Raw genomic sequence first — 17,890 nt, forward strand, 5'->3', positions numbered from 1 at the left:
GGAACAGGAAATAGTTCGGCAGCGTGCGCAGCCAGCGCCGTATCCAGAACTGGCGCAAGTGGAACGAGCCGCTGCGGAATTTGTCGATCAGGATGCCGCCGATCAGGAATCCGCTGAGCACGAAGAACAGCTCGACGCCGAGGAACGCGAGGCTGTACCAGACGTCCAGTTCGCGCGTCAGCGGCAGGAACCAGAAACTCGCATGCCCGACGAGGACCAACAGGATGGCCAGCGCGCGCCAGGCATCCAGACCGAAACGCCGCGCGCTATCCATCAGCAATTGCCACGACAAACGTCCGCGCGAGGTGTCGGAACTCTCGATGCTTGCTGCGACGGAAATTGCATGCTGCGCGTGGACTTGCCGGCTCGGGACGGAGCGCGCATTGTAGCGAACCGCGACGCCAACAAGTCCTCTGTGCACTTCACTGGAAGCCTGCGGGTGCCGCCTGGAATAAGGTTATTTCTTTTCCGCCGCGGTGCGGGCACCATTGCCTCGGCTTATATCGTCTTATACTCGCCGCCTGTCCAGAAAAGGGGGTCACACCATGATCTACAACAGCATTCTCGACACCATCGGCCGCACGCCCATCGTGCGCATCAATCGCCTCGCACCGCCGGGCGTGGAAATGTACGTCAAGGTCGAAGCGTTCAATCCCGGTGGTTCGGTCAAGGACCGCCTCGCGCTCGCGATCATCCTCGACGCCGAGGCCAAGGGCACGCTCAAGCCCGGCCAGACCGTGGTCGAGGCGACCAGCGGCAACACCGGTGTCGCGCTGGCGATGGTGTGCGCGGCCAAGGGCTACCCGTTCGTCGCCTTCATGACCGAGACGTTCTCGGTCGAGCGGCGCAAGCTGATGCGCGCGTTCGGCGCGAAGGTGATCCTCACGCCCGCCGCCGCACGCGGCTCGGGCATGGTGCAGGCCGCGCGCGAGTACGCTGAAAAGAACGGCGCGTTCCTCGCCCGCCAGTTCGAGAACGAGGCGAACCCGTCGTTCCATCGCAACACGACCGGTGCGGAGATCATCCAGGATTTCGCCGGCAAGCGTCTTGACTGGTTCGTCACCGGCTGGGGCACGGGCGGCACCGCGACCGGCGCGGGTGAAGTGATCCGCCTCGCCCGCCCTGACACGAAGATCGTGCTGACCGAGCCGGCCGGCGCCGCGCTCGTCTCGGGCAAGGAATGGAAGCCGCACAAGATCCAGGGCTGGACGCCGGATTTCGTTCCGGCCGTGCTCAACAAGAACGTCGCCCACCAGATTCTTCCCGTCGACGAGGTCGTCGCACGCGACACAGCGCGCGAACTGGCGAAGAAGGAAGGCATCTTCTGCGGCATCTCCTCCGGCGGCACCTTCGCCGCTGCGCTCGAGGTCGCCAAGCAGGCGAAACAGGGCGATGTGATTCTCGCCATGCTGCCCGACACGGGCGAGCGCTACCTGTCGACGTTCCTGTTCGAGGGCGTCAACGAAGGCACGGACGAGGCCTGATCGTTTGCGGAAATGCGCCGCTCAGGCAGCGGCGCATTTCTTCACTGTATCCCAGGTGCGCGTCGTGATTTCGGCGCCGAACGTCTTCTCGATCAGGCGCATGAACACCGGATTGCCCGGCTGCGGAACATAGGCCGTGAAGATCTCGCCGCCATCGACGGCGAGAATGCGCGCGCCGTCGACCTCTGCCGGCAGCGCCGGCATCGGTTTGCACGGCTCGCGCAGGAAGGTGACGACGCGTTTCGCATCCGCCGGCAGACGGAATGCCTTGTACGGATCGGAGTCGATCAATTCGCGCAGTACATCGACGCCGCGCACGATCGTGTAGAAGCTGCGATCGAGATGCTTCGCCATCGCTGCCTCGATCCGACGCGCGAGCGCAAGCTCGGATCCAGCGCGCGCATCGAACACGACGTTGCCGCTGGAAAGCACGGTCTTGACCTTGCCGAAACCCGCTTGCTCGAAACAGCGCTTCAGCTCCGGCATCTTTGCGTTCATCGGGCTGACGCCGCGCAGGAAGGCTACATATCGAGGCATCGCCGGTCACTCCATCTGCCGCAGGCGCCAGCCACGCACCATGCCGTAGATGCTGATTGCCACCCACGCAGCCTCGACGATGAAGGCCGACAGGTTGAAGTTGTAGAAGAGCGACAGGACCACGGCCGCGGCACCGATCGCATTCATTGCCTGATATATGAAGCCGGTGCCGTGCAGCCGGCCGGCCTGCAGCAGCAGAAATGCGGTCAAGGTGATGACGACGCCGATCATTCCGACCCAATCGTGCCACTGCATGTTGCTGCTCCTTATGCGCGCTGGCGCAGCGCTTCGAACAGGGCCACGCCCGTGGCGACCGAAACGTTGAGGCTTTCCACGCCGCCACGCATCGGAATCCTGGCGAGGAAATCGCAGGCCTCGCCGGTCAGCCGACGCATGCCCTCGCCTTCGCTGCCCATGACGATGCCGAGCGGCCCCTTGAGGTCGAGCTTGTAGAAATCCTGCGTCGACTCGCCGGCGAGACCGACCAGCCACACGCCGCTCTCCTTCAGCGCCTTCAGCGTGCGCGCCAGATTGGTCACGGCGAAGAACGCGACGCGATCGGCCGCGCCGCTCGACGCACGGCGCACGGTCGGCGTGATGCCTGCGGCCTTGTCCTTCGGCACGACGACCGCGGTGACACCGGCTGCCTCCGCGCTGCGCAGGCAGGCACCGAGGTTGTGCGGATCGGTCACGCCGTCGAGCACGAGGATCAATGTGTCCTTGCCCGCCTGCTCGACGAGCTCGTACAACTCCTTCTCGGTGCGCGGCGGCGGCGCGCGATAGCGCGCGACCGCACCCTGGTGGCGTGCGCCGCCAGTCATGCGATCGAGTGCCTCGCGCGGGCGCGCGTGCGGCTTCAGCCCGAGCTCGCGCGCCTTCTCGGACAGTTCCTTGATGCGCGCGTTCTGGCTATCGGACTCGAAGTAGAGTTCGAGAATATTTTTCGGATCGTTGCTCAGCGCGGCATCGATCGAATGGATGCCAAACAAAAGTTCACCGCTCATCTGCGCCCCTTTCCTTTCGCTGTTTTCGACTTCTCCCTGGCACTTGGCGCCGACGGCGTTGAGCCGCGCGCAGCGTCGGCTCCAACGGCGTCAGTTGGCGCGGCGCTCAGCGCCGCGACCAGCCGGAAATCGATCTTGCGATCTTCCATGCTCGCGCGCAGCACCTGGATGCGCACGGCGTCGCCCAAGCGGAACTGCAGTCCGCGCCGCTCGCCGCTGAGCAAATGACGCACCGGATCGAAATGATAGTAGTCGTTCGGCAACTGGGTGATGTGGACGAGGCCCGACACCTGCGACTCGGTCAGTTCGACGAACAGGCCGAACGAAGTCACGCCGGAGACGATGCCGTCGAATTCGCTGCCGACGTGCTTCTCCATCCACGCGCACTTGTAGCGCTCGTCGACGTCACGCTCGGCCTCGTCGGCACGGCGCTCGTTGTGCGAGCAGTGCGTGGCGAGATGCGCCATGTCATTCGCGCTGTAGGTGTAGTCCGACGGCTTGCCCTTGATCAGCGCATAACGGATCGCGCGATGCACGAGCAGGTCGGGATAGCGTCGGATCGGCGAAGTGAAATGCGCGTAATGCTCGAGGGCGAGGCCGAAATGGCCCGAGTCTTGCGGGCTGTACACCGCGAGCGATTGCGAGCGCAGCAGCACCGACTGGATCAGACCCGCATCGGGGCGTTTCCTGATTTCCTTGAGCAGATGGGAGAAGTCCTTCGGCTTCACCTCGGCATGCGACGGCATGCGCAGGCCGAATTCGAGCAGGAACTCCTGCAGATCCTCGTACTTCGATTCGGGCGGCGGCGCATGCACGCGGAACAGCGCGGGAATCTTCGCCTTGTCGAGGAACTTCGCCGCCTCGACGTTCGCGGCGATCATGCACTCCTCGATCAGCTTGTGCGCATCGTTGCGCGGCTCGGAACCCATCTGCACGACTTCACCCGAAGCGGCGAGGCGGAACTTCACTTCGGTGCTTTCGAAATCGATCGCGCCGCGGCGCTGCCGTGCCTTGGCGAGTATTTCGTAGAGCTGGTGCAGCGTTTCGAGCTGCGGCAACACGTCGGCGAGTTCCTGGCGTGCATCGGCATTCTTCTCGCCGAGCGCCTGCCACACGCGCGTGTAGGTGAGGCGCGCGTGCGAATGCATCACTGCTGGATAGAACTTCGTTTTCGACACTTCGCCCGAATACGCCACGTGCATGTCGCAGACCATGCACAGCCGCTCGACCTTCGGATTGAGCGAACAGATGCCGTTCGACAATGTCTCCGGCAGCATCGGCACGACGAAGCCGGGGAAATACACCGAGGTCGAACGCTTCACCGCCTCGTCGTCGAGCGCCGTGCCGGGGCGCACGTAATGCGACACGTCGGCGATCGCGACGACGAGGCGGAATCCGCCCGGCGCCTTCTCGGCGAATACCGCGTCGTCGAAATCGCGCGCATCCTCGCCGTCGATCGTGACCAGCGGCAGTTTGCGCAGATCGACACGGCCCTTGATCTCCTCGCGCGTGACTTCCGGCTCGACCTGCGCCGCTTCGCGCAGGGTCTGCTCTGGGAACTCCTGCGGCAAACCGTGCCCGGCGATCGCCATCTCGACGATGATCGACGGCGTCAGGCGCTCGCCGAGCACGCTGACCACCTCGCCGATCGGCCCGCGCTGCGCGGTCGGCGGCTGGGTGATCTCGGCGACGACGATCTGGCCCGAACGCGCGCCGCGATCCTTGCCGGGTGGAATCAGAATGTCCTGATGCATGCGCCGGTCGTCCGGCGCGACGACGACGATGCCGTTCTCGACGACGATGCGACCGACCAGCCGCGATGCGCGCCGTTCGAGCACTTCGCAGATCGCGCCCTGCTTGCGCCCGCGCCGGTCGACGCCGACGATGCTGATCAGCGCGCGGTCGCCGTGCAGCACCTTGCGCATCTCGGCCGGCGACAGATAGACGTCGTCGCCGCCCGCATCGGGACGCAGGAAGCCGAAGCCCTCGGCGTTGGCGATGATCGCCCCCGGAATCAGGTCGAGCTTGCTCGCGACGCCATACGCGCCGCGACGGTTCTGCAGCAACTGACCGTCGCGCAGCATCGCGGCGAGGCGTTTGGTCAGCGCATCGACATCGCGCGCATGCGACAGGCCGAGGCCGCGCGCGAGATTCTCCACGGTCAGCAACTGACCGCTGTCGTTGAGGAAGGTGACGATCGCCTCGCGGCTCGGTATCGGAAATTCGTAGCGTTGTGCTTCGCGCTCGGCGTTCGGATCGGATGCGCCCTTTTGCTTCGAGGTTTTCGGCCCGTCGAATTTCGTCGGCGCGGGCTTGCCCGGCTTCGCACCGCGCGCGGCAGGCGCGGGGCCGCCTCGCTGCGGCGCGTTCACCGGACGAGCCGAAGGCGCGCCGGGAATTTCCGGCAAAAAGCCGGGACGCTTCGCCGCAGCTTTCGCGCCGCGGGCAGCGGACGGACCGGCATTAGCCACGTCGGGCAACCAGCCCGGCAATTTCGTACTCGTTTTGCCGCGTTTGGCCGCGGCGGGAGGTTTTTTCTTCAAGGGTTTCTCTTTATTGTTTGTTCTTCGAATCCGACGTACAACACCAAGCGCAGCAGGCTTTTTCGAGGTGACCATTATAGGCCGACATTGACACCCGCACCGCCCGGATGTATCTTGCGCGGCCCTCGCAGGGCAATCCGGCGAGCGCACCTTGCCCAGGTGGCGGAATTGGTAGACGCACTAGTTTCAGGTACTAGCGGGTAAAACCGTGAAGGTTCGAGTCCTTTCCTGGGCACCATTACATGATCCGGAGCCGTGCAACGGAATCCGGAAAACTTCAAAAACCGCGCTTTGACGCGGTTTTTTTGTGCGTGGACGAAATGCCCGGCGTAGCCATGAATGCGCTGCCGGCGTAAGCTTGTTGTGAGGTCTGCACCGTCGCTTCTGCAACGTCTGCTTTAGGACTCCCAGGGGAACAATATGCGCTGCTCCGCACGTCGGCTTTGCCCGTGGCTATGCCTGCTGCTCTCGTTGTTCGCTTTCGCAGTTCAGGCGGCCACGCTAACGGTCAACAACAACGCGGATAGCGGACCCGGCTCGCTGCGCGGGCAAATCGCTGCGGCAGCAAGCGGCGATACGATCGACTTCGCCGCCGATCTGACGATTGTCGTCGGCAGTACATTGAACATCGCCAAGAACCTGACGATAGACGCCACGGGGCACAACGTCGCGGTCGATGGTGGACACGCGGTCACCGTATTCCAGATCGGCCCAGGCGCAAACGTCCATATGACGTATCTGACCGTGCAGAATGGCACTTCTCCAATTGCCGGTGGCATTGGCAACAGCGGCACACTGACCCTGGACCACTGCACCGTATCGGGCAACGCTTCCGGCACAGGTGGCCAAGGTGGTGGAATCCTCAACGCCCATGGCGTGTTGACGATCACCAACAGCACGATATCGGGCAACACTTCGCCGACATTTGGCGCAGGCATCGCAAACGTCGGGACGATGACGCTGACCAACAGCACCGTGTCGGGCAACTCCATTCCTGCCGGCGGCACCGGTAGTGGCGGCGGCATCTATAACGACGGCGCCGCGACGCTGACCAATTGCACCGTGTCGGGCAACTCGGCGCCTGGCACTCCCGGCACGAACAAAGGCGGCGGCGGCATCCATGTCGATTTTGGCCTCATGACGATCACCAATTGCACTATTTCCGGAAATTCGTCTGCCAATGGCAACGACATCCTGGTCCGCACTCAACTCACCCTGGCCAACACCATCCTCGCCGGCAGTTGCGCACTCGTCACGAATTCCGTTTTCATCGACAACGGCGGCAATATTTCGGGTACGTCCAGTTGCCCTTTCACCAGCGCGACCTCGAAAACCAACGCCCCGTCGAACCTTGGCCCGTTGGCGAACAATGGCGGCCCGACGCAAACAATGGTGCCGGGTGTCGGCAGCGCAGCCATCGACGCGGGCATTGATTCAGTCTGCACGGCAGCGCCAGTCAATGGCGTGGACCAGCGCGGTGTGACGCGACCACAGGGCGCGCACTGCGATAGCGGCGCAGTGGAAGTCCTGGTTCCGCAGGTATTGACTGTCGTGGTAACGGGTGGCGGGACCGTGTCGGCAGGCACTTTGCCTGCGCCACAGAGCGGCAGCATCTCAAATTGCACCAGCACTGGCGGAGCGAATTGCTCGGCCAGCTATGTCACAGGACAAAGTGTTGTCCTCACCGCCATGGTGCCTCCCGGCCAAAACTTGACGTGGGGTGGCGCCTGCGCGACGGCGGGCAGCACCACGACCGCCACGGTGACGATGAGTGCAGCGGAGAATTGCACGGCAGCATTCGCACTGAACACTGCGACAACTGCACTGGCCAGTTCCTCGTCGACCAGCACTTATGGCCAAGTGGTGACATTTACCGCCACCGTGGCAGCGGTTCCTCCGGCCACCGCCACGCCGACAGGCACGGTGACTTTCCTCGATGGCGGCAGCTCGATCGGGACCGGCACCTTGTCCGGCGGCGTGGCGATGTTCACGATCAGTGCTCTTTCCGGCGGTTCGCACACCATTACCGCACAATATGGCGGCGACAGCAATTTTCCGGCATCGGCTCCGCAGCCAGTGTCGAACACGCAGACGCAAACCGTCAATCAGGCCGGTCAGACGATCACGTTCACCTCGACGCCACCAGCGAGCCCGACCGTGACGGGCAGTTACACCGTCAGCGCCACAGGTGGTGCCTCGGGCAAGCCCGTAGTGTTCTCGATTGATGCGAACTCGACCGCAGGCGCGTGCACCATCGCGGGCAACGTCGTGAGCTTTACCGGAACCGGCACCTGCATCGTCGATGCGAATCAGGCCGGCAATACGAACTACGCCGCGGCGCAGCAAGTGCAGCAGACGATAACCGTGGGCAAGAAGACCACGACGGTCTCTCTCGCTGCCGCACCGAACCCGATAGTGATCGGCCAGCCGGTGACGCTCACGGCAACCGTAGCGGGCGATCCACCGACCGGCTCGGTGAGTTTCACCGACAATGGCACACCGCTGCCGTGTTCGCCTGTGACTCTGGTGCCAGGCACGACAAGTTCGACGGCGAGCTGCACGGTGACACTTGGTGGCGCGGGATCGCACTCGATCGTGGCGACCTACAGCGGGGACGGCAACTTCGTAGGCGCAACGTCGTCTGCCCTGATCGTCACGGTGAGCTCGCCACCGGTTGCGGCACCGGCGCTCGATCGCTGGGCGCTGCTGCTGCTCGGCAGTTTGCTCGGTGCGGGTGTTTTCTGGCGCGGGCGACGATCCGGGTTTTGACTGCGGGGCGTTTGTCCGATATTGACGAATCCCGGCGAAGCCCAATCGTGTGCTGCCCCCTGGAGCACCGTGCCAATTTGTGAAGGCGCCGACGCAATCCGGCATGGCCCACGACGCGGCGTTATCTGAAGTCCCTCGAGCGCACATCGAGCTGGGCAAGCAGTAAACTCAGGTCCAGCAGGTTTTCGGCAATCAGATGCTGCACCTTGTCGACCGACTCGAGCAGGCCGTCGACGGCGAGCAGGCGCGATTCGAGAAAGGCTCGGCGCTGGCGCTCGGCCAGTTCAGGGCGGACGATGACGTTGACCGGCCCGTCCTCGTCCTCGAGCGTGACGAAGGTGAGACCGCTCGCAGTTTGCGGGCGCTGGCGGCCGATGACGAGGCCGGCGGCGCGCACCGGCCGGGTTCCCTTGAACTTGCGCAAACGGCTCGACCGGTAACAGCGCTGCGCGTCAAGCTGCGCGCGCACGAGAGCGACCGGGTGTGGGCCGAGAGTCAGCCCTGTGCTTGCATAATCGACGAGCACATTTTCGCCGGTGCTGGGCAGCGACAGTTCGACTTGCGCTTCTTCGGGACTCGCCCGGCCGAACAACGGCAGGTTCGCCTCGACACCGGCGACCGCCCAGTGCGCGCGGTGGCGATGACCGGCGAGACCGCGCAGTGCACCGGCTTGCGCGAGCAAGCTTTGCGCGCGCCGGTCGAGCTGCGCGCGCGTGCACAGATCGACGACTGAAGCGAATGCTTTTTGTGCGCGTGCCGCCTCGATGCGTCGCGCGCTGCCTTCGTCGCAACCGCGAATCTGGCGCAGCCCCAGGCGCAGTCCGGGCTGTGGATTTTCCGTCTCCTTCAGCCGACGCGTGCCGTAATCTTCTAGCGAGCAATCCCAGTTGCTGTAGCGCACGTCGACCGGCAGTACCTTTGCGCCACGGCGACTCAGATCCTGCACGATCTGGCTCGCCGAATAGAATCCCATCGGCTGCGAGTTGAGCAACGCGCAGGCGAACGCGGCGGGCTCGTGGCGCTTGAGCCAGCTCGATGCGTAAGCCAGCAAGGCAAAGCTGGTCGCATGCGATTCGGGAAAACCGTAGTCGCCAAAACCCTTCATCTGCTCGAAGATGCGTTCGGCGAAGTCGAGCGGGTAATTGCGTTCGAGCATGCCGCCGATCAGTTGGTCGCGCAGATGATCAAGACCACCGCGGCGCTTCCATGCGGCCATTGAGCGTCGCAGCTCATCGGCTTGGCCAGGTGTGAAGCCTGCCGCGACGATGGCGATACGCATTACCTGTTCCTGAAACAACGGGACGCCCAGTGTGCGTTTGAGCTCTTCCTTGAGTTGCTGCGATGGATATTCGACCAACTCCGGATTTTTTCGCCGCTGCAGATACGGATGCACCATATCGCCCTGGATCGGCCCCGGTCGCACGATCGCGACCTGGATGACGAGGTCATAAAACACCTTGGGCTTCAGTCGCGGCAGCATCGCCATCTGCGCGCGCGACTCGATCTGGAACACGCCGATCGTGTCGGCCTCTTGAATCATCGCGTAAGTGGCCGGATCCTCTTTCGGTAGCGCCTCCAATTCCCAGCGCCGGCCGCGTAGCGGCTCGATCAGATCGAAACATTTGCGCAGGCAGGTCAACATGCCAAGCGCGAGGCAGTCGACCTTGAGCAAGCCCATCGCGTCGAGATCATCCTTGTCCCATTGGATGATCGTGCGCTCAGCCATCGCTGCGTTCTCGACCGGAACGAGCGTGTGCAGCGGCGCATCGCAGATGACGAAGCCGCCGACGTGCTGCGAGAGATGGCGCGGGAAACCGTGCAACTCGCGCGCAAGCGCGACTACACGCCGTACCGTCGGCGCTTCGGGATCAAAACCGGCTTCGACCAGGCGCGCGGCCAGCGTTTCCTCACCATCGTGCACCGAGATCGAGCGGCTCAACTGATCGACCTGATCGACGGAGAATCCCAGAACGCGAGCGACATCGCGCAATGCGCTCTTGGTGCGATAACTGATCACGGTGGCCGCTAGCGCCGCGCGCTCGCGCCCGTACTTGTTGTAAACGTACTGGATCACCTCCTCGCGCCGCTCGTGCTCGAAGTCGACATCGATGTCGGGCGGTTCATCGCGCTCGTCCGAAAGAAAGCGGCCGAATACGAGATGGCCGGTGACGGGATCGACCGCGGTGATGCCGAGGCAAAAGCACACGACCGAATTCGCCGCCGAACCGCGACCCTGACAGAGAATCGGTGGCTCGCTGCGATGGCGCGCGAAATCGACAACGTCATACACGGTGAGAAAGAAAGCTTCGTATTCCTTTCTTTCAATCAGCGCGAGCTCTTCCTCGATCAGCTTGCGTATCTTGGGAGCTTCGCCTTCCGGCCAGTGCGAACGAGCACCCTGCTCGACCAGATGCCGCAGCCAGCTCGTCGGCGTATACCCCGAAGGCACGATCTCGTGCGGGTATTTGTATTTCACGTCGCGCTTCAGATCGAAGCTGCAACACGCCGCGATGCGTAGCGTCTCTTCGAGCAATTCGCGCGGGTAAAGTTCGGCAAGCGTCTCGCGTTTGCGCAAGTGGCGCTCGCCGTTCGCAAACAGATGGCCACTGCCCGCGCGCAGCGTCGTGCGGTGGCGGATCGCGGTCAGCGTGTCCTGCAGCGCGCGGCGGCGACGCACATGCATGTGCACGTCGCCCGCGGCAACGGCCGGCAGCGCGTTGCGGGCGGCGAAGGCAAGCAGCACACGCAGGCATTCGGCATCGTCCGGTCCACGATGCAGTTCGACCGTGAGCCAAGCGCGATTCGGGAAATGCCGCATTATCCACTTTGCATCTTCGGGCAACGGATCGGCATCGGGAATCCATAGGGCAAGCAGGCCGTGCGAATGCGCCGCCACGTCCGCACGGTGCAGCATGTATTCGCCCTTCTTCGCATCGCGCCGCCGCCCTTGCGTGATCAACGCGCACAGCGACTGGTAGGCGGCAAGATCCGGCGCGAGCAGCACGAGCTTGAGGCCGTCGTCGAGGCGAATCTCGCTGCCGACGATCAGCGCGACGCCGGTTTCCTTCGACGCCTCCCACGCGCGCACGATGCCGGCGAGGCTGCATTCGTCGGTGATTGCGAGCGCGCGATAACCGAGTTTCTTCGCGCGTTCGAACAGCTCAAGTGCGGTCGAGGCGCCGCGCTGGAACGAGAAATTCGACAGGCAATGCAGTTCGGCGTAGCCGGGTACGGCATTCATGCGCGCAAGCCCTCACGCGAACCATCCGTGCAGCAGCCACGACTCTTCGCCCTGTATGCCGCGGAACGCCCAGGCGCGTTGGCCTTCACGTGTTTCGATCACGTAGTAGTCGCGGCGCAGGTCGCTCCCGTCCCACCAGCCCGCTTCGATGCGCTCGGGGCCGGCAAGGATGCGCCGGGGCTCGCCGCGCAACGGTTGCGGTCGGCGCAGCAGCCAGCTGGGTCGCGGCCCGAGCTTGCGCAATGGCGCGGGATTCGATGCCGCCACACGCTTGCGCCAGGCACGCTCGGGACGCGGATCGTCGGCGGTCTCGAGCGCGTATACGGTTTCGCTGCCGAGCCGGCTGCGCAGACGATCCGCCAGCTGTGGCCAATCCAGCTGCGCACCGCGCGGCTCGTCGAACAGGTCGCGCGCGAGTGGCACGAACGGCGGCAACTGCGCCGCCACAACGGCGAGCGCACGTACGGGCGCGGGGATCGTGCCGGCCTGCAGACGCAACACGCAGAGATCGAGCAGCGTGCGCGCGTCACGCTGCGGCGACTGCAGGCCGATCGCGATTCGCGTCGGCGGAAGTTGTTTGAATTGCAACGGGTCATGCTCGAACACGAGCTCGAACTGCTGCACGCCGCCGTCGCGGCTGGTGAGGAACGCGCACAAGTCGCCGATCAGGCGGCGCAGCGGAAAACGCAACGCTTCGCTCGATTCGATCTCGTGGTCGAATTCCATGCGCGCATGGAAACGATCGGGCGGGCGATGCAGCGGCAGCGGATCGGGCGCGGCGCCGCAGAGGCGATCGAGATGATCGGCGAGCGCGGCGCCGAAGCGGCGGATCAATCCGGCGCGTGGCAACGCGCAGACTTCGCGCAGACGCGAGAGGCCCATGCCGCGCAGCGCCTCGACGGCCAGCGCATCGATGCGCGCATGCGCGATCGGCAAGGCATCAAGCGCCTGGCGCAGCGTCGCGGGATTGCCGACGAACACGCCGTCCTGCGCGCGTGCGAGCGCGAGTGCGCCGAGTGCGGTCGGCGCGACCGCGAGACGATGGCTGATGCCGAGCGCGTTCAACTCGGCGCGCCAGCGCTGCTCCATGCGCGGCCACGGGCCGAACAGCTTGAGACTGCCGCCGATCTCGACGAGAAGCGCATTGTCCTCACGTAAGCTCACATGCGAGCTGTAGCCGTAAGCCCAGCCGGCGAGCAGCTCGCGCAGTTTCTGTTCCTGTGCGGGATCGTGTGCCGCCGTTTTCAATTGCGGACACAAAGCCTGCGCTGCAGCCAGCGTCTGTCCGCGGCGCACGCCGCTGGCACGCACGGCCGGCATCGCGTCGACGATGGTCGGCCGCGCCTGATCGCGCGAGATCAATGCGAGGTTTTGCAGATTCGAGTTCGCGTCGGGCGAGTTGCGCATGAGCACATCGAGTCCGAGTCGTGGCAATAGCAAGGCAGCCCAAAGCATCGTCGTGGTTACCTCATGTGTATGTGTGCGACGGCCGGTCGCAGCGGAATCGAGAGCGCGGGCGGATTGGCACCGCGACATTTGAGGATGCGCAGGCGCGTTCCCTCCTCCGCGCGGACCTGGATCCGCGTCGCCGCGGGGGATGGATTCGCCGCCGCGCGCGCTGCGCGAAACGCGAAACCCAAGGCATTGCCGAACTCGGCCGCGACCTGCAGCCGGCGCAGCGTGCGGTCGCTCGCTTGGCGCGGCCAGCACAGCACCGCCGCGCAGACGCCCGAGCGCAGGCATTGCTCGGCGGCCCATAGCGCCTCGATCTCGGAAGCCGTCTCGACACAATGCAGATGGCCAAGCTCGATGCCACGCGCGGCCAGCGCCGGCGCATAAGGCAGATAAGGCGGCGCGACGAGGACGACGTGACGCTGTGCCTGCGTCAGCCGCGCCAGCGCCGGCAAGACGAGATCGAACTCGCCGATGCCATCCACGTCGAACAGGATCTCGGTCATCGCACCCTGGGTCCAGCCGCGATGCGGCAGGGCCGCGTCGAGCCCGGCATGCCCCGAAGGCACGAACGCGACCTCGTGCTCGTTCGCCGACCCGCGCCAGATGCGCGGATCGCGCAGCACCGCGTCGATCGAGGGATTCGTGATGACGGCGAAGACGGCCATGCGCGGTGTTTACGGCAGGCGGATCACGCCGACATAGAGACCTTCGATCGCGAAATCGTCCGTATCCGGATCAATTTCAATCGGAGCGAAGCCGGGATTGGCCGGCAGCAGCGTGATGCTGGAGCGCGTGCGGCGAAACTCCTTGACCGTGATTTCGCCGTCGATGCGCGCGACGACGATCTGGCCGTCATGCGCCTCGCCGGTTCGGTGCACTGCGATCAGGTCGCGATCGAGGATGCCGGCATCGCGCATGCTCATGCCCGCGACGCGCAGGAGGAAGTCCGGACGCGGGCGGAACAGGTGGCGGTCGATCGCGATCTCGCGCTCGACCTGGGCATCGGCCCCGATCGGCTCACCGGCGGCGACGCGGCCAATCAGCGGCAGGGTCAGGAACGACGTGGCGGCATCGTCATTGGCTGCGCGGGCAAGGCGTGCCCGCTTTCCGGCCGCGCATTCATCGAGATAGACGCGAACCGCAGCGACGCGGCTTTGCGGAACGCGTAGCGGAACCGTTGGCTCGCCGTAGCGATTCGAGCCGGGTTTGCGCCCGGCGCCGGGGCGGGCTCCGCCATGGGATGGAGGGTGCTTCATTGCAATCTTGATTAACGAACTAAAATCAAGATTAGCACATTTCGTCGCACCGTTTGCGACTCGCCGACCCGGCGGGATTTTTACCCGCCAGCTCGTCGCGCAGCATCATCGACACATCGATGCTGCGCACTGCGGACCCATCCTAGATCAACAAATCCTGCTCCTTCTTGCCGGCTTTCAGCGCCGCGCTGAACCAATGCGGGCGCTTGCCGCGTCCGGACCACTTCTGCGAATGATCGGCCGGATTGCGATATTTGGGAGTCGCCGGACGGCGCGACTTGCGGCCCACTTTTCCGCTGAAGACTTCTTCGAGGGTAAAGCCCTCGGCCTGGACCAGAGCCAGGATCTTGTCACGTAGCTTGGCGAGCTTTTCCCTTGCCAGTTCCTGCTGGCGCGACTCCGCGCGCTGGATCAAGTCATCGAGTTGGTGCTGCGTAAGCTTGCTGATGTCCACGGCCATCAATGCTGCCCTCCAGAGCAGAACAAAGTGTGAATCACGACACAGAAAATAAAGTGTGGATCATGCCACAAAAATTGTAAATTTTCCCCAAGATTCAGGAAAATACGAATGGATTTCCTCGCAGAGCCGATAGCACACGGCAGGGCATTTCCGGACCGGCACGAAGACACAGGTTTGGCACGTACGACAGCCCGTCGTACCGCGAAAAATGCCGCCCAGCTCCCTCAGCGCTTTTCGTTCGACACGCCGTGCGGCACGTGGCCTGTGGCGACATGGCGACGCGCGGATTCGACGTTGTGCGCCGAGTCATCGAAGAAGATGTCGGCGCCGAAGGTTTCGAGGAATGGCCCCTTGTCGCGACCGCCGAGGAACAGCGCTTCGTCGAGACGCACGCCCCAGTGGCGCAGCGTGAGGATCACGCGCTTGTGCGCGGGCGCGGAACGTGCGGTGACGAGCGCGGTGCGGATCGGCGAATCCTCCTCGGGAAACGCCTCCTGCAAGCGATGCAGCGCGGCAAGGAAGCCGCGGAACGGGCCACCCGAGAGCGGCTGGTCGACGCGCTCGACCTCGTGCCGGTGGAACGCTTCGATGCCCTGCTCCTGCGACACGCGCTCGCCTTCGTCGCCGAAGATGACCGCGTCGCCATCGAAGGCGATGCGCAGCTGGCTCGACGAGGCGCTCGCCGCCTTCGACGGCAGGATCGTCGCCGCAGCGACACCCGCGTCGAGCGAACTTTTCACGCTTTCCGGATTGGCCGACAGGAACAACTGCGCGCCGAACGAGCGTACGTAGGGCCAGACCGGTGCACCCGAGGTGAACGCGGCGCGTGCGATGTCGAGACCGTAGTGCTCGATCGAGTTGAAAATGCGCAAGCCGGTATCGGTCGAATTGCGCGACAGCAGGATCACCTCGACGCGCGGCTCGGCCGGCTTCGGCGCATTGAGCCTGAGCAGCTTCTGCACGAGCGGGAACGCGATGCCCGGCGCGAGCGGATCGTTCTCGCGCTCGCGCTGGAACGAGTGGAACGCGTCGAGCCCGGCCTGCTCGAACAGCGCATGGCTTTCGGCCATGTCGAACAGCGCGCGCGAGGTGATCGCGACGATCAGGCGGTCGGCAATGTCTTGATCAGGCATCTTTCGATCTTACCCCAGCGCGATCATCCACCGTCCGCGCACATGGCTTGCGTGGACGGCACTCCAATCCGGCTGTTCATATTCCTGCACAAGTGGATTTTTTTGTAAATACCGCGTAAGCTGCGCACCGGGCGGAATCCAGAAACCATGAAGCGCATGAGCCGGCCCCGGCCGCCCGGGGAGTCGGCCTCCGTGCGCGCATACCAGCAATGACCACCGAATTCCGAATGCCTGCCCTGTCGGCATGGCAGACGCAGCGACTGAGCGAGCCGCATCGCGCGCAGGGCCGCGCGTCGCTGTTCGAATATGCGCGCCGCACCTACGCCGGCAAGCGCAAGCCCCTGCTCAAGCGTGCGCGGTTCCTGTTGCGTGCGCTGAGCCAGTACCGGCTGCACGACGCGTGGTTGCGACTGCTCGAAGCACCCGGACTGCGGCCCATGATCCAGCGCCAGCCCCTGCTCGCGGCGAAACTGCAGCATCGCTATGTGCTGAGCGGGCTCGACAGCGCGCGCCGTCTTGGCGTCGCCTGTGGCCACTTCGATGCATTCCTGCGCCACGTCCCGCCTCTGCTCAATGCGGCGATTTATTCCGGAACCGGCCTGCGCCTGGCCGAGATCGCCGGTGCCGCCACGCACTACGAACTGCGCCTGCTGCATTTGCCGCATTGCTGGCAGGAAGGCGAAGTCTCGATCGGCCTGTTCGAGCAGGATGCGCTGATCTGCGCCGTCACCTTCGTCCTCGGCAACGCAGGCGAATTCGCGCCCGGTCTTCCACACGGCGAATCGGCGCTGATGATCGGCGGCATCCAGGGATGCCAGTCCGAAGACGGACAGGACGCGTTCCGCCGCGCGACCAAGGCGATGCATGGACTGCGGCCCTTTTCCCTGCTCATGCTCGCTGCGCGCGCGATCGCGCACGCTCTCGAGGCGACGCGCCTGATCGCCGTAGCCGATGCGGGCCATGCCTTGCGCTACAAGCGCGGCAAGGGGCGCATCCGCCTCAGCTATGACGCGATCTGGCTCGACCACGGCGCGATCGCCGTCGACGCAAACGTGTTCGACCTCGGCATTGCCACGGCGTCGAGAGACCTGGCCGACATTCCCAGCCACAAGCGCGCGCAATACCGGCGCCGCTACGCGCTGATGGAATCGATCGATGCGGAAATCCGCGCCGTGCTGGCGCCCTGCCGCGACGCGGGCGGCACAGCGCGTCAGTAAGCGAACTGCTCGTTGAGAATGCGATCCTCGAGGTTGTGCTCGGGATCGAACATGAGCGAGACGGTCGTGTCGCGCGATTCGCGCACCGTCACCTCGACCACGTCGCGCACTTCGTTCGAATCGGCGGTCGCGCTGACCGGGCGCTTGTAAGGATCGAGCACTTCGAGCTTGACCTCGGTGCCCGCGCGCAGGATCGCACCGCGCCAGCGTCGCGGGCGGAACGGACTGATCGGGGTCAGCGCGAGCACGTCGGCGCCGAGCGGCAAGATCGGCCCGTGCGCGGAGAGGTTGTACGCGGTCGAGCCGGCCGTGGTCGAGACGAGGATGCCGTCGCACATCAACTCGTCGATCTTGACCGTGCCGTTGAGCGAGACGCGGATATGTGCGGCCTGCTTGGTCTGGCGCAGCAGCGAGACCTCGTTGAACGCGAGCGAGGTGGCCGTGCCGCCCGACTCGCTGACCGCCTCCATCACCAGCGGCTTGAGCACGGTCGATTGCGCGCGTGCGAGGCGCTCGATCAGGCCGTCGGTACGGAACTGGTTCATGAGGAACCCGACCGTGCCCAGCTTCATGCCGTATACGGGTTTCTTCAGCGCCAGATGCCGATGCAGCGTGCGCAGCATGAAGCCGTCGCCGCCGAGCGCGACGATGACGTCGGCCTCGGCCAGCGGCACCTGGGCGTACTGCGCGCTGATCCGTGCAAGCGCGGCCTGGGCCTCTTCGGTACGGCTGGCGACGAAGGCGATGGCTGGTCGGGTCACGGTGGCTCCGCACAAAGGTCGTGGCGGATT

The 17,890-nt window shown here is 64.7% G+C and carries 15 protein-coding genes and 1 tRNA gene; 4 read left to right on the plus strand and 12 right to left on the minus strand.

Annotated elements, in window-relative coordinates; all coding sequences use genetic code 11:
* Window positions 1-274, minus strand: a 274-nt coding sequence (locus tag VF497_RS03360) for an acyltransferase family protein (RefSeq protein WP_330886225.1), incomplete at its 3' end; no start/stop codon positions are given.
* A 271-nt stretch (window positions 275-545) separates the two neighbouring features.
* Between VF497_RS03360 and cysK the strand changes: the two genes are divergently transcribed.
* On the plus strand, window positions 546-1,484 hold the full coding sequence (cysK, locus tag VF497_RS03365; protein WP_330886226.1) for a cysteine synthase A: 939 nt from the start codon (window positions 546-548) through the stop codon (window positions 1,482-1,484).
* Window positions 1,485-1,505: 21 nt separating this feature from the next.
* On the opposite strand, the gene VF497_RS03370 is transcribed toward cysK, so the two are convergent.
* From VF497_RS03370 to rnr, 4 genes are read right to left on the minus strand one after another with little or no spacing between them, the layout of a single operon-like run.
* On the minus strand, window positions 1,506-2,021 hold the full coding sequence (locus VF497_RS03370; protein ID WP_330886227.1) for a DUF1697 domain-containing protein: 516 nt from the start codon (window positions 2,019-2,021) through the stop codon (window positions 1,506-1,508).
* 6 nt (window positions 2,022-2,027) lie between these two features.
* A complete protein-coding gene (locus VF497_RS03375; RefSeq protein WP_414706833.1) occupies window positions 2,028-2,276 on the minus strand; it encodes a CBU_0592 family membrane protein in 249 nt (82 codons plus the stop codon).
* An 11-nt stretch (window positions 2,277-2,287) separates the two neighbouring features.
* The gene (gene rlmB / locus VF497_RS03380; protein WP_330886229.1) at window positions 2,288-3,025 is read right to left on the minus strand and encodes a 23S rRNA (guanosine(2251)-2'-O)-methyltransferase RlmB; all 738 of its coding nucleotides are present in this window, start codon (window positions 3,023-3,025) and stop codon (window positions 2,288-2,290) included.
* Window positions 3,022-5,568 (minus strand): ribonuclease R, encoded by a 2,547-nt coding sequence (gene rnr, locus VF497_RS03385; RefSeq protein ID WP_414706834.1) that lies wholly within the window; start codon window positions 5,566-5,568, stop codon window positions 3,022-3,024. Before rnr ends, rlmB begins: the two co-directional genes overlap by 4 nt.
* Window positions 5,569-5,721: 153 nt before the next feature.
* Between rnr and VF497_RS03390 the strand changes: the two genes are divergently transcribed.
* Together VF497_RS03390 and VF497_RS03395 are read left to right on the plus strand one after the other, a co-directional pair.
* A tRNA-Leu gene (locus tag VF497_RS03390) sits at window positions 5,722-5,806 on the plus strand.
* Window positions 5,807-5,988: 182 nt separating this feature from the next.
* The gene (locus VF497_RS03395; protein ID WP_330886231.1) at window positions 5,989-8,337 is read left to right on the plus strand and encodes an Ig-like domain-containing protein; all 2,349 of its coding nucleotides are present in this window, start codon (window positions 5,989-5,991) and stop codon (window positions 8,335-8,337) included.
* Window positions 8,338-8,458: 121 nt separating this feature from the next.
* Here the strand turns inward: VF497_RS03395 and VF497_RS03400 are convergent, their stop codons facing one another.
* From VF497_RS03400 to VF497_RS03425, 6 genes are all read right to left on the minus strand, one after another.
* Complete coding sequence (locus VF497_RS03400; protein ID WP_330886232.1) at window positions 8,459-11,578, minus strand: error-prone DNA polymerase; 3,120 nt, start codon at window positions 11,576-11,578, stop codon at window positions 8,459-8,461.
* A gap of 12 nt (window positions 11,579-11,590) precedes the next feature.
* Window positions 11,591-12,985, minus strand: coding sequence for a DNA polymerase Y family protein (locus VF497_RS03405; RefSeq protein WP_330886233.1), 1,395 nt, complete (start codon window positions 12,983-12,985; stop codon window positions 11,591-11,593).
* Window positions 12,986-13,041: 56 nt separating this feature from the next.
* The gene (gene imuA, locus VF497_RS03410) at window positions 13,042-13,698 is read right to left on the minus strand and encodes a translesion DNA synthesis-associated protein ImuA (protein ID WP_330886234.1); all 657 of its coding nucleotides are present in this window, start codon (window positions 13,696-13,698) and stop codon (window positions 13,042-13,044) included.
* A 9-nt stretch (window positions 13,699-13,707) separates the two neighbouring features.
* A complete protein-coding gene (lexA, locus tag VF497_RS03415; RefSeq protein ID WP_330886235.1) occupies window positions 13,708-14,289 on the minus strand; it encodes a transcriptional repressor LexA in 582 nt (193 codons plus the stop codon).
* A 142-nt stretch (window positions 14,290-14,431) separates the two neighbouring features.
* On the minus strand, window positions 14,432-14,749 hold the full coding sequence (locus VF497_RS03420) for an H-NS histone family protein (RefSeq protein ID WP_330886236.1): 318 nt from the start codon (window positions 14,747-14,749) through the stop codon (window positions 14,432-14,434).
* Between the two features lie 224 nt (window positions 14,750-14,973).
* Window positions 14,974-15,882 (minus strand): 5'-nucleotidase, encoded by a 909-nt coding sequence (locus tag VF497_RS03425; protein ID WP_330886237.1) that lies wholly within the window; start codon window positions 15,880-15,882, stop codon window positions 14,974-14,976.
* Window positions 15,883-16,109: 227 nt separating this feature from the next.
* Between VF497_RS03425 and VF497_RS03430 the strand changes: the two genes are divergently transcribed.
* Window positions 16,110-17,099: a VirK/YbjX family protein gene (locus VF497_RS03430; RefSeq protein ID WP_330886238.1), complete on the plus strand. Its 990-nt coding sequence runs from the start codon at window positions 16,110-16,112 to the stop codon at window positions 17,097-17,099.
* Here VF497_RS03430 and VF497_RS03435 read toward each other — a convergent pair.
* Window positions 17,093-17,860, minus strand: coding sequence for an NAD kinase (locus tag VF497_RS03435; RefSeq protein WP_330886239.1), 768 nt, complete (start codon window positions 17,858-17,860; stop codon window positions 17,093-17,095). The genes VF497_RS03430 and VF497_RS03435 overlap by 7 nt on opposite strands.
* Between the last annotated feature and the right edge of the window lie 30 nt (window positions 17,861-17,890).

The sequence above is a fragment of the Rudaea sp. genome (assembly GCF_036383415.1).
In the GTDB taxonomy this organism is placed as follows: domain Bacteria; phylum Pseudomonadota; class Gammaproteobacteria; order Xanthomonadales; family Rhodanobacteraceae; genus Rudaea.

Bases quoted from the DNA above. Each gene is read 5' to 3' on its own strand.
- VF497_RS03430 (WP_330886238.1), top strand. From the start codon at position 16,110: ATGCCTGCCCTGTCGGCATGGCAGACGCAGCGACTGAGCGAGCCGCAT.
- VF497_RS03375 (WP_414706833.1), bottom strand. From the start codon at position 2,276: ATGCAGTGGCACGATTGGGTCGGAATGATCGGCGTCGTCATCACCTTG.
- VF497_RS03400 (WP_330886232.1), bottom strand. From the start codon at position 11,578: ATGAATGCCGTACCCGGCTACGCCGAACTGCATTGCCTGTCGAATTTC.
- VF497_RS03420 (WP_330886236.1), bottom strand. From the start codon at position 14,749: ATGGCCGTGGACATCAGCAAGCTTACGCAGCACCAACTCGATGACTTG.
- VF497_RS03395 (WP_330886231.1), top strand. From the start codon at position 5,989: ATGCGCTGCTCCGCACGTCGGCTTTGCCCGTGGCTATGCCTGCTGCTC.
- lexA (WP_330886235.1), bottom strand. From the start codon at position 14,289: ATGAAGCACCCTCCATCCCATGGCGGAGCCCGCCCCGGCGCCGGGCGC.
- VF497_RS03405 (WP_330886233.1), bottom strand. From the start codon at position 12,985: ATGCGCAACTCGCCCGACGCGAACTCGAATCTGCAAAACCTCGCATTG.
- VF497_RS03425 (WP_330886237.1), bottom strand. From the start codon at position 15,882: ATGCCTGATCAAGACATTGCCGACCGCCTGATCGTCGCGATCACCTCG.
- cysK (WP_330886226.1), top strand. From the start codon at position 546: ATGATCTACAACAGCATTCTCGACACCATCGGCCGCACGCCCATCGTG.
- imuA (WP_330886234.1), bottom strand. From the start codon at position 13,698: ATGGCCGTCTTCGCCGTCATCACGAATCCCTCGATCGACGCGGTGCTG.
- VF497_RS03370 (WP_330886227.1), bottom strand. From the start codon at position 2,021: ATGCCTCGATATGTAGCCTTCCTGCGCGGCGTCAGCCCGATGAACGCA.
- rlmB (WP_330886229.1), bottom strand. From the start codon at position 3,025: ATGAGCGGTGAACTTTTGTTTGGCATCCATTCGATCGATGCCGCGCTG.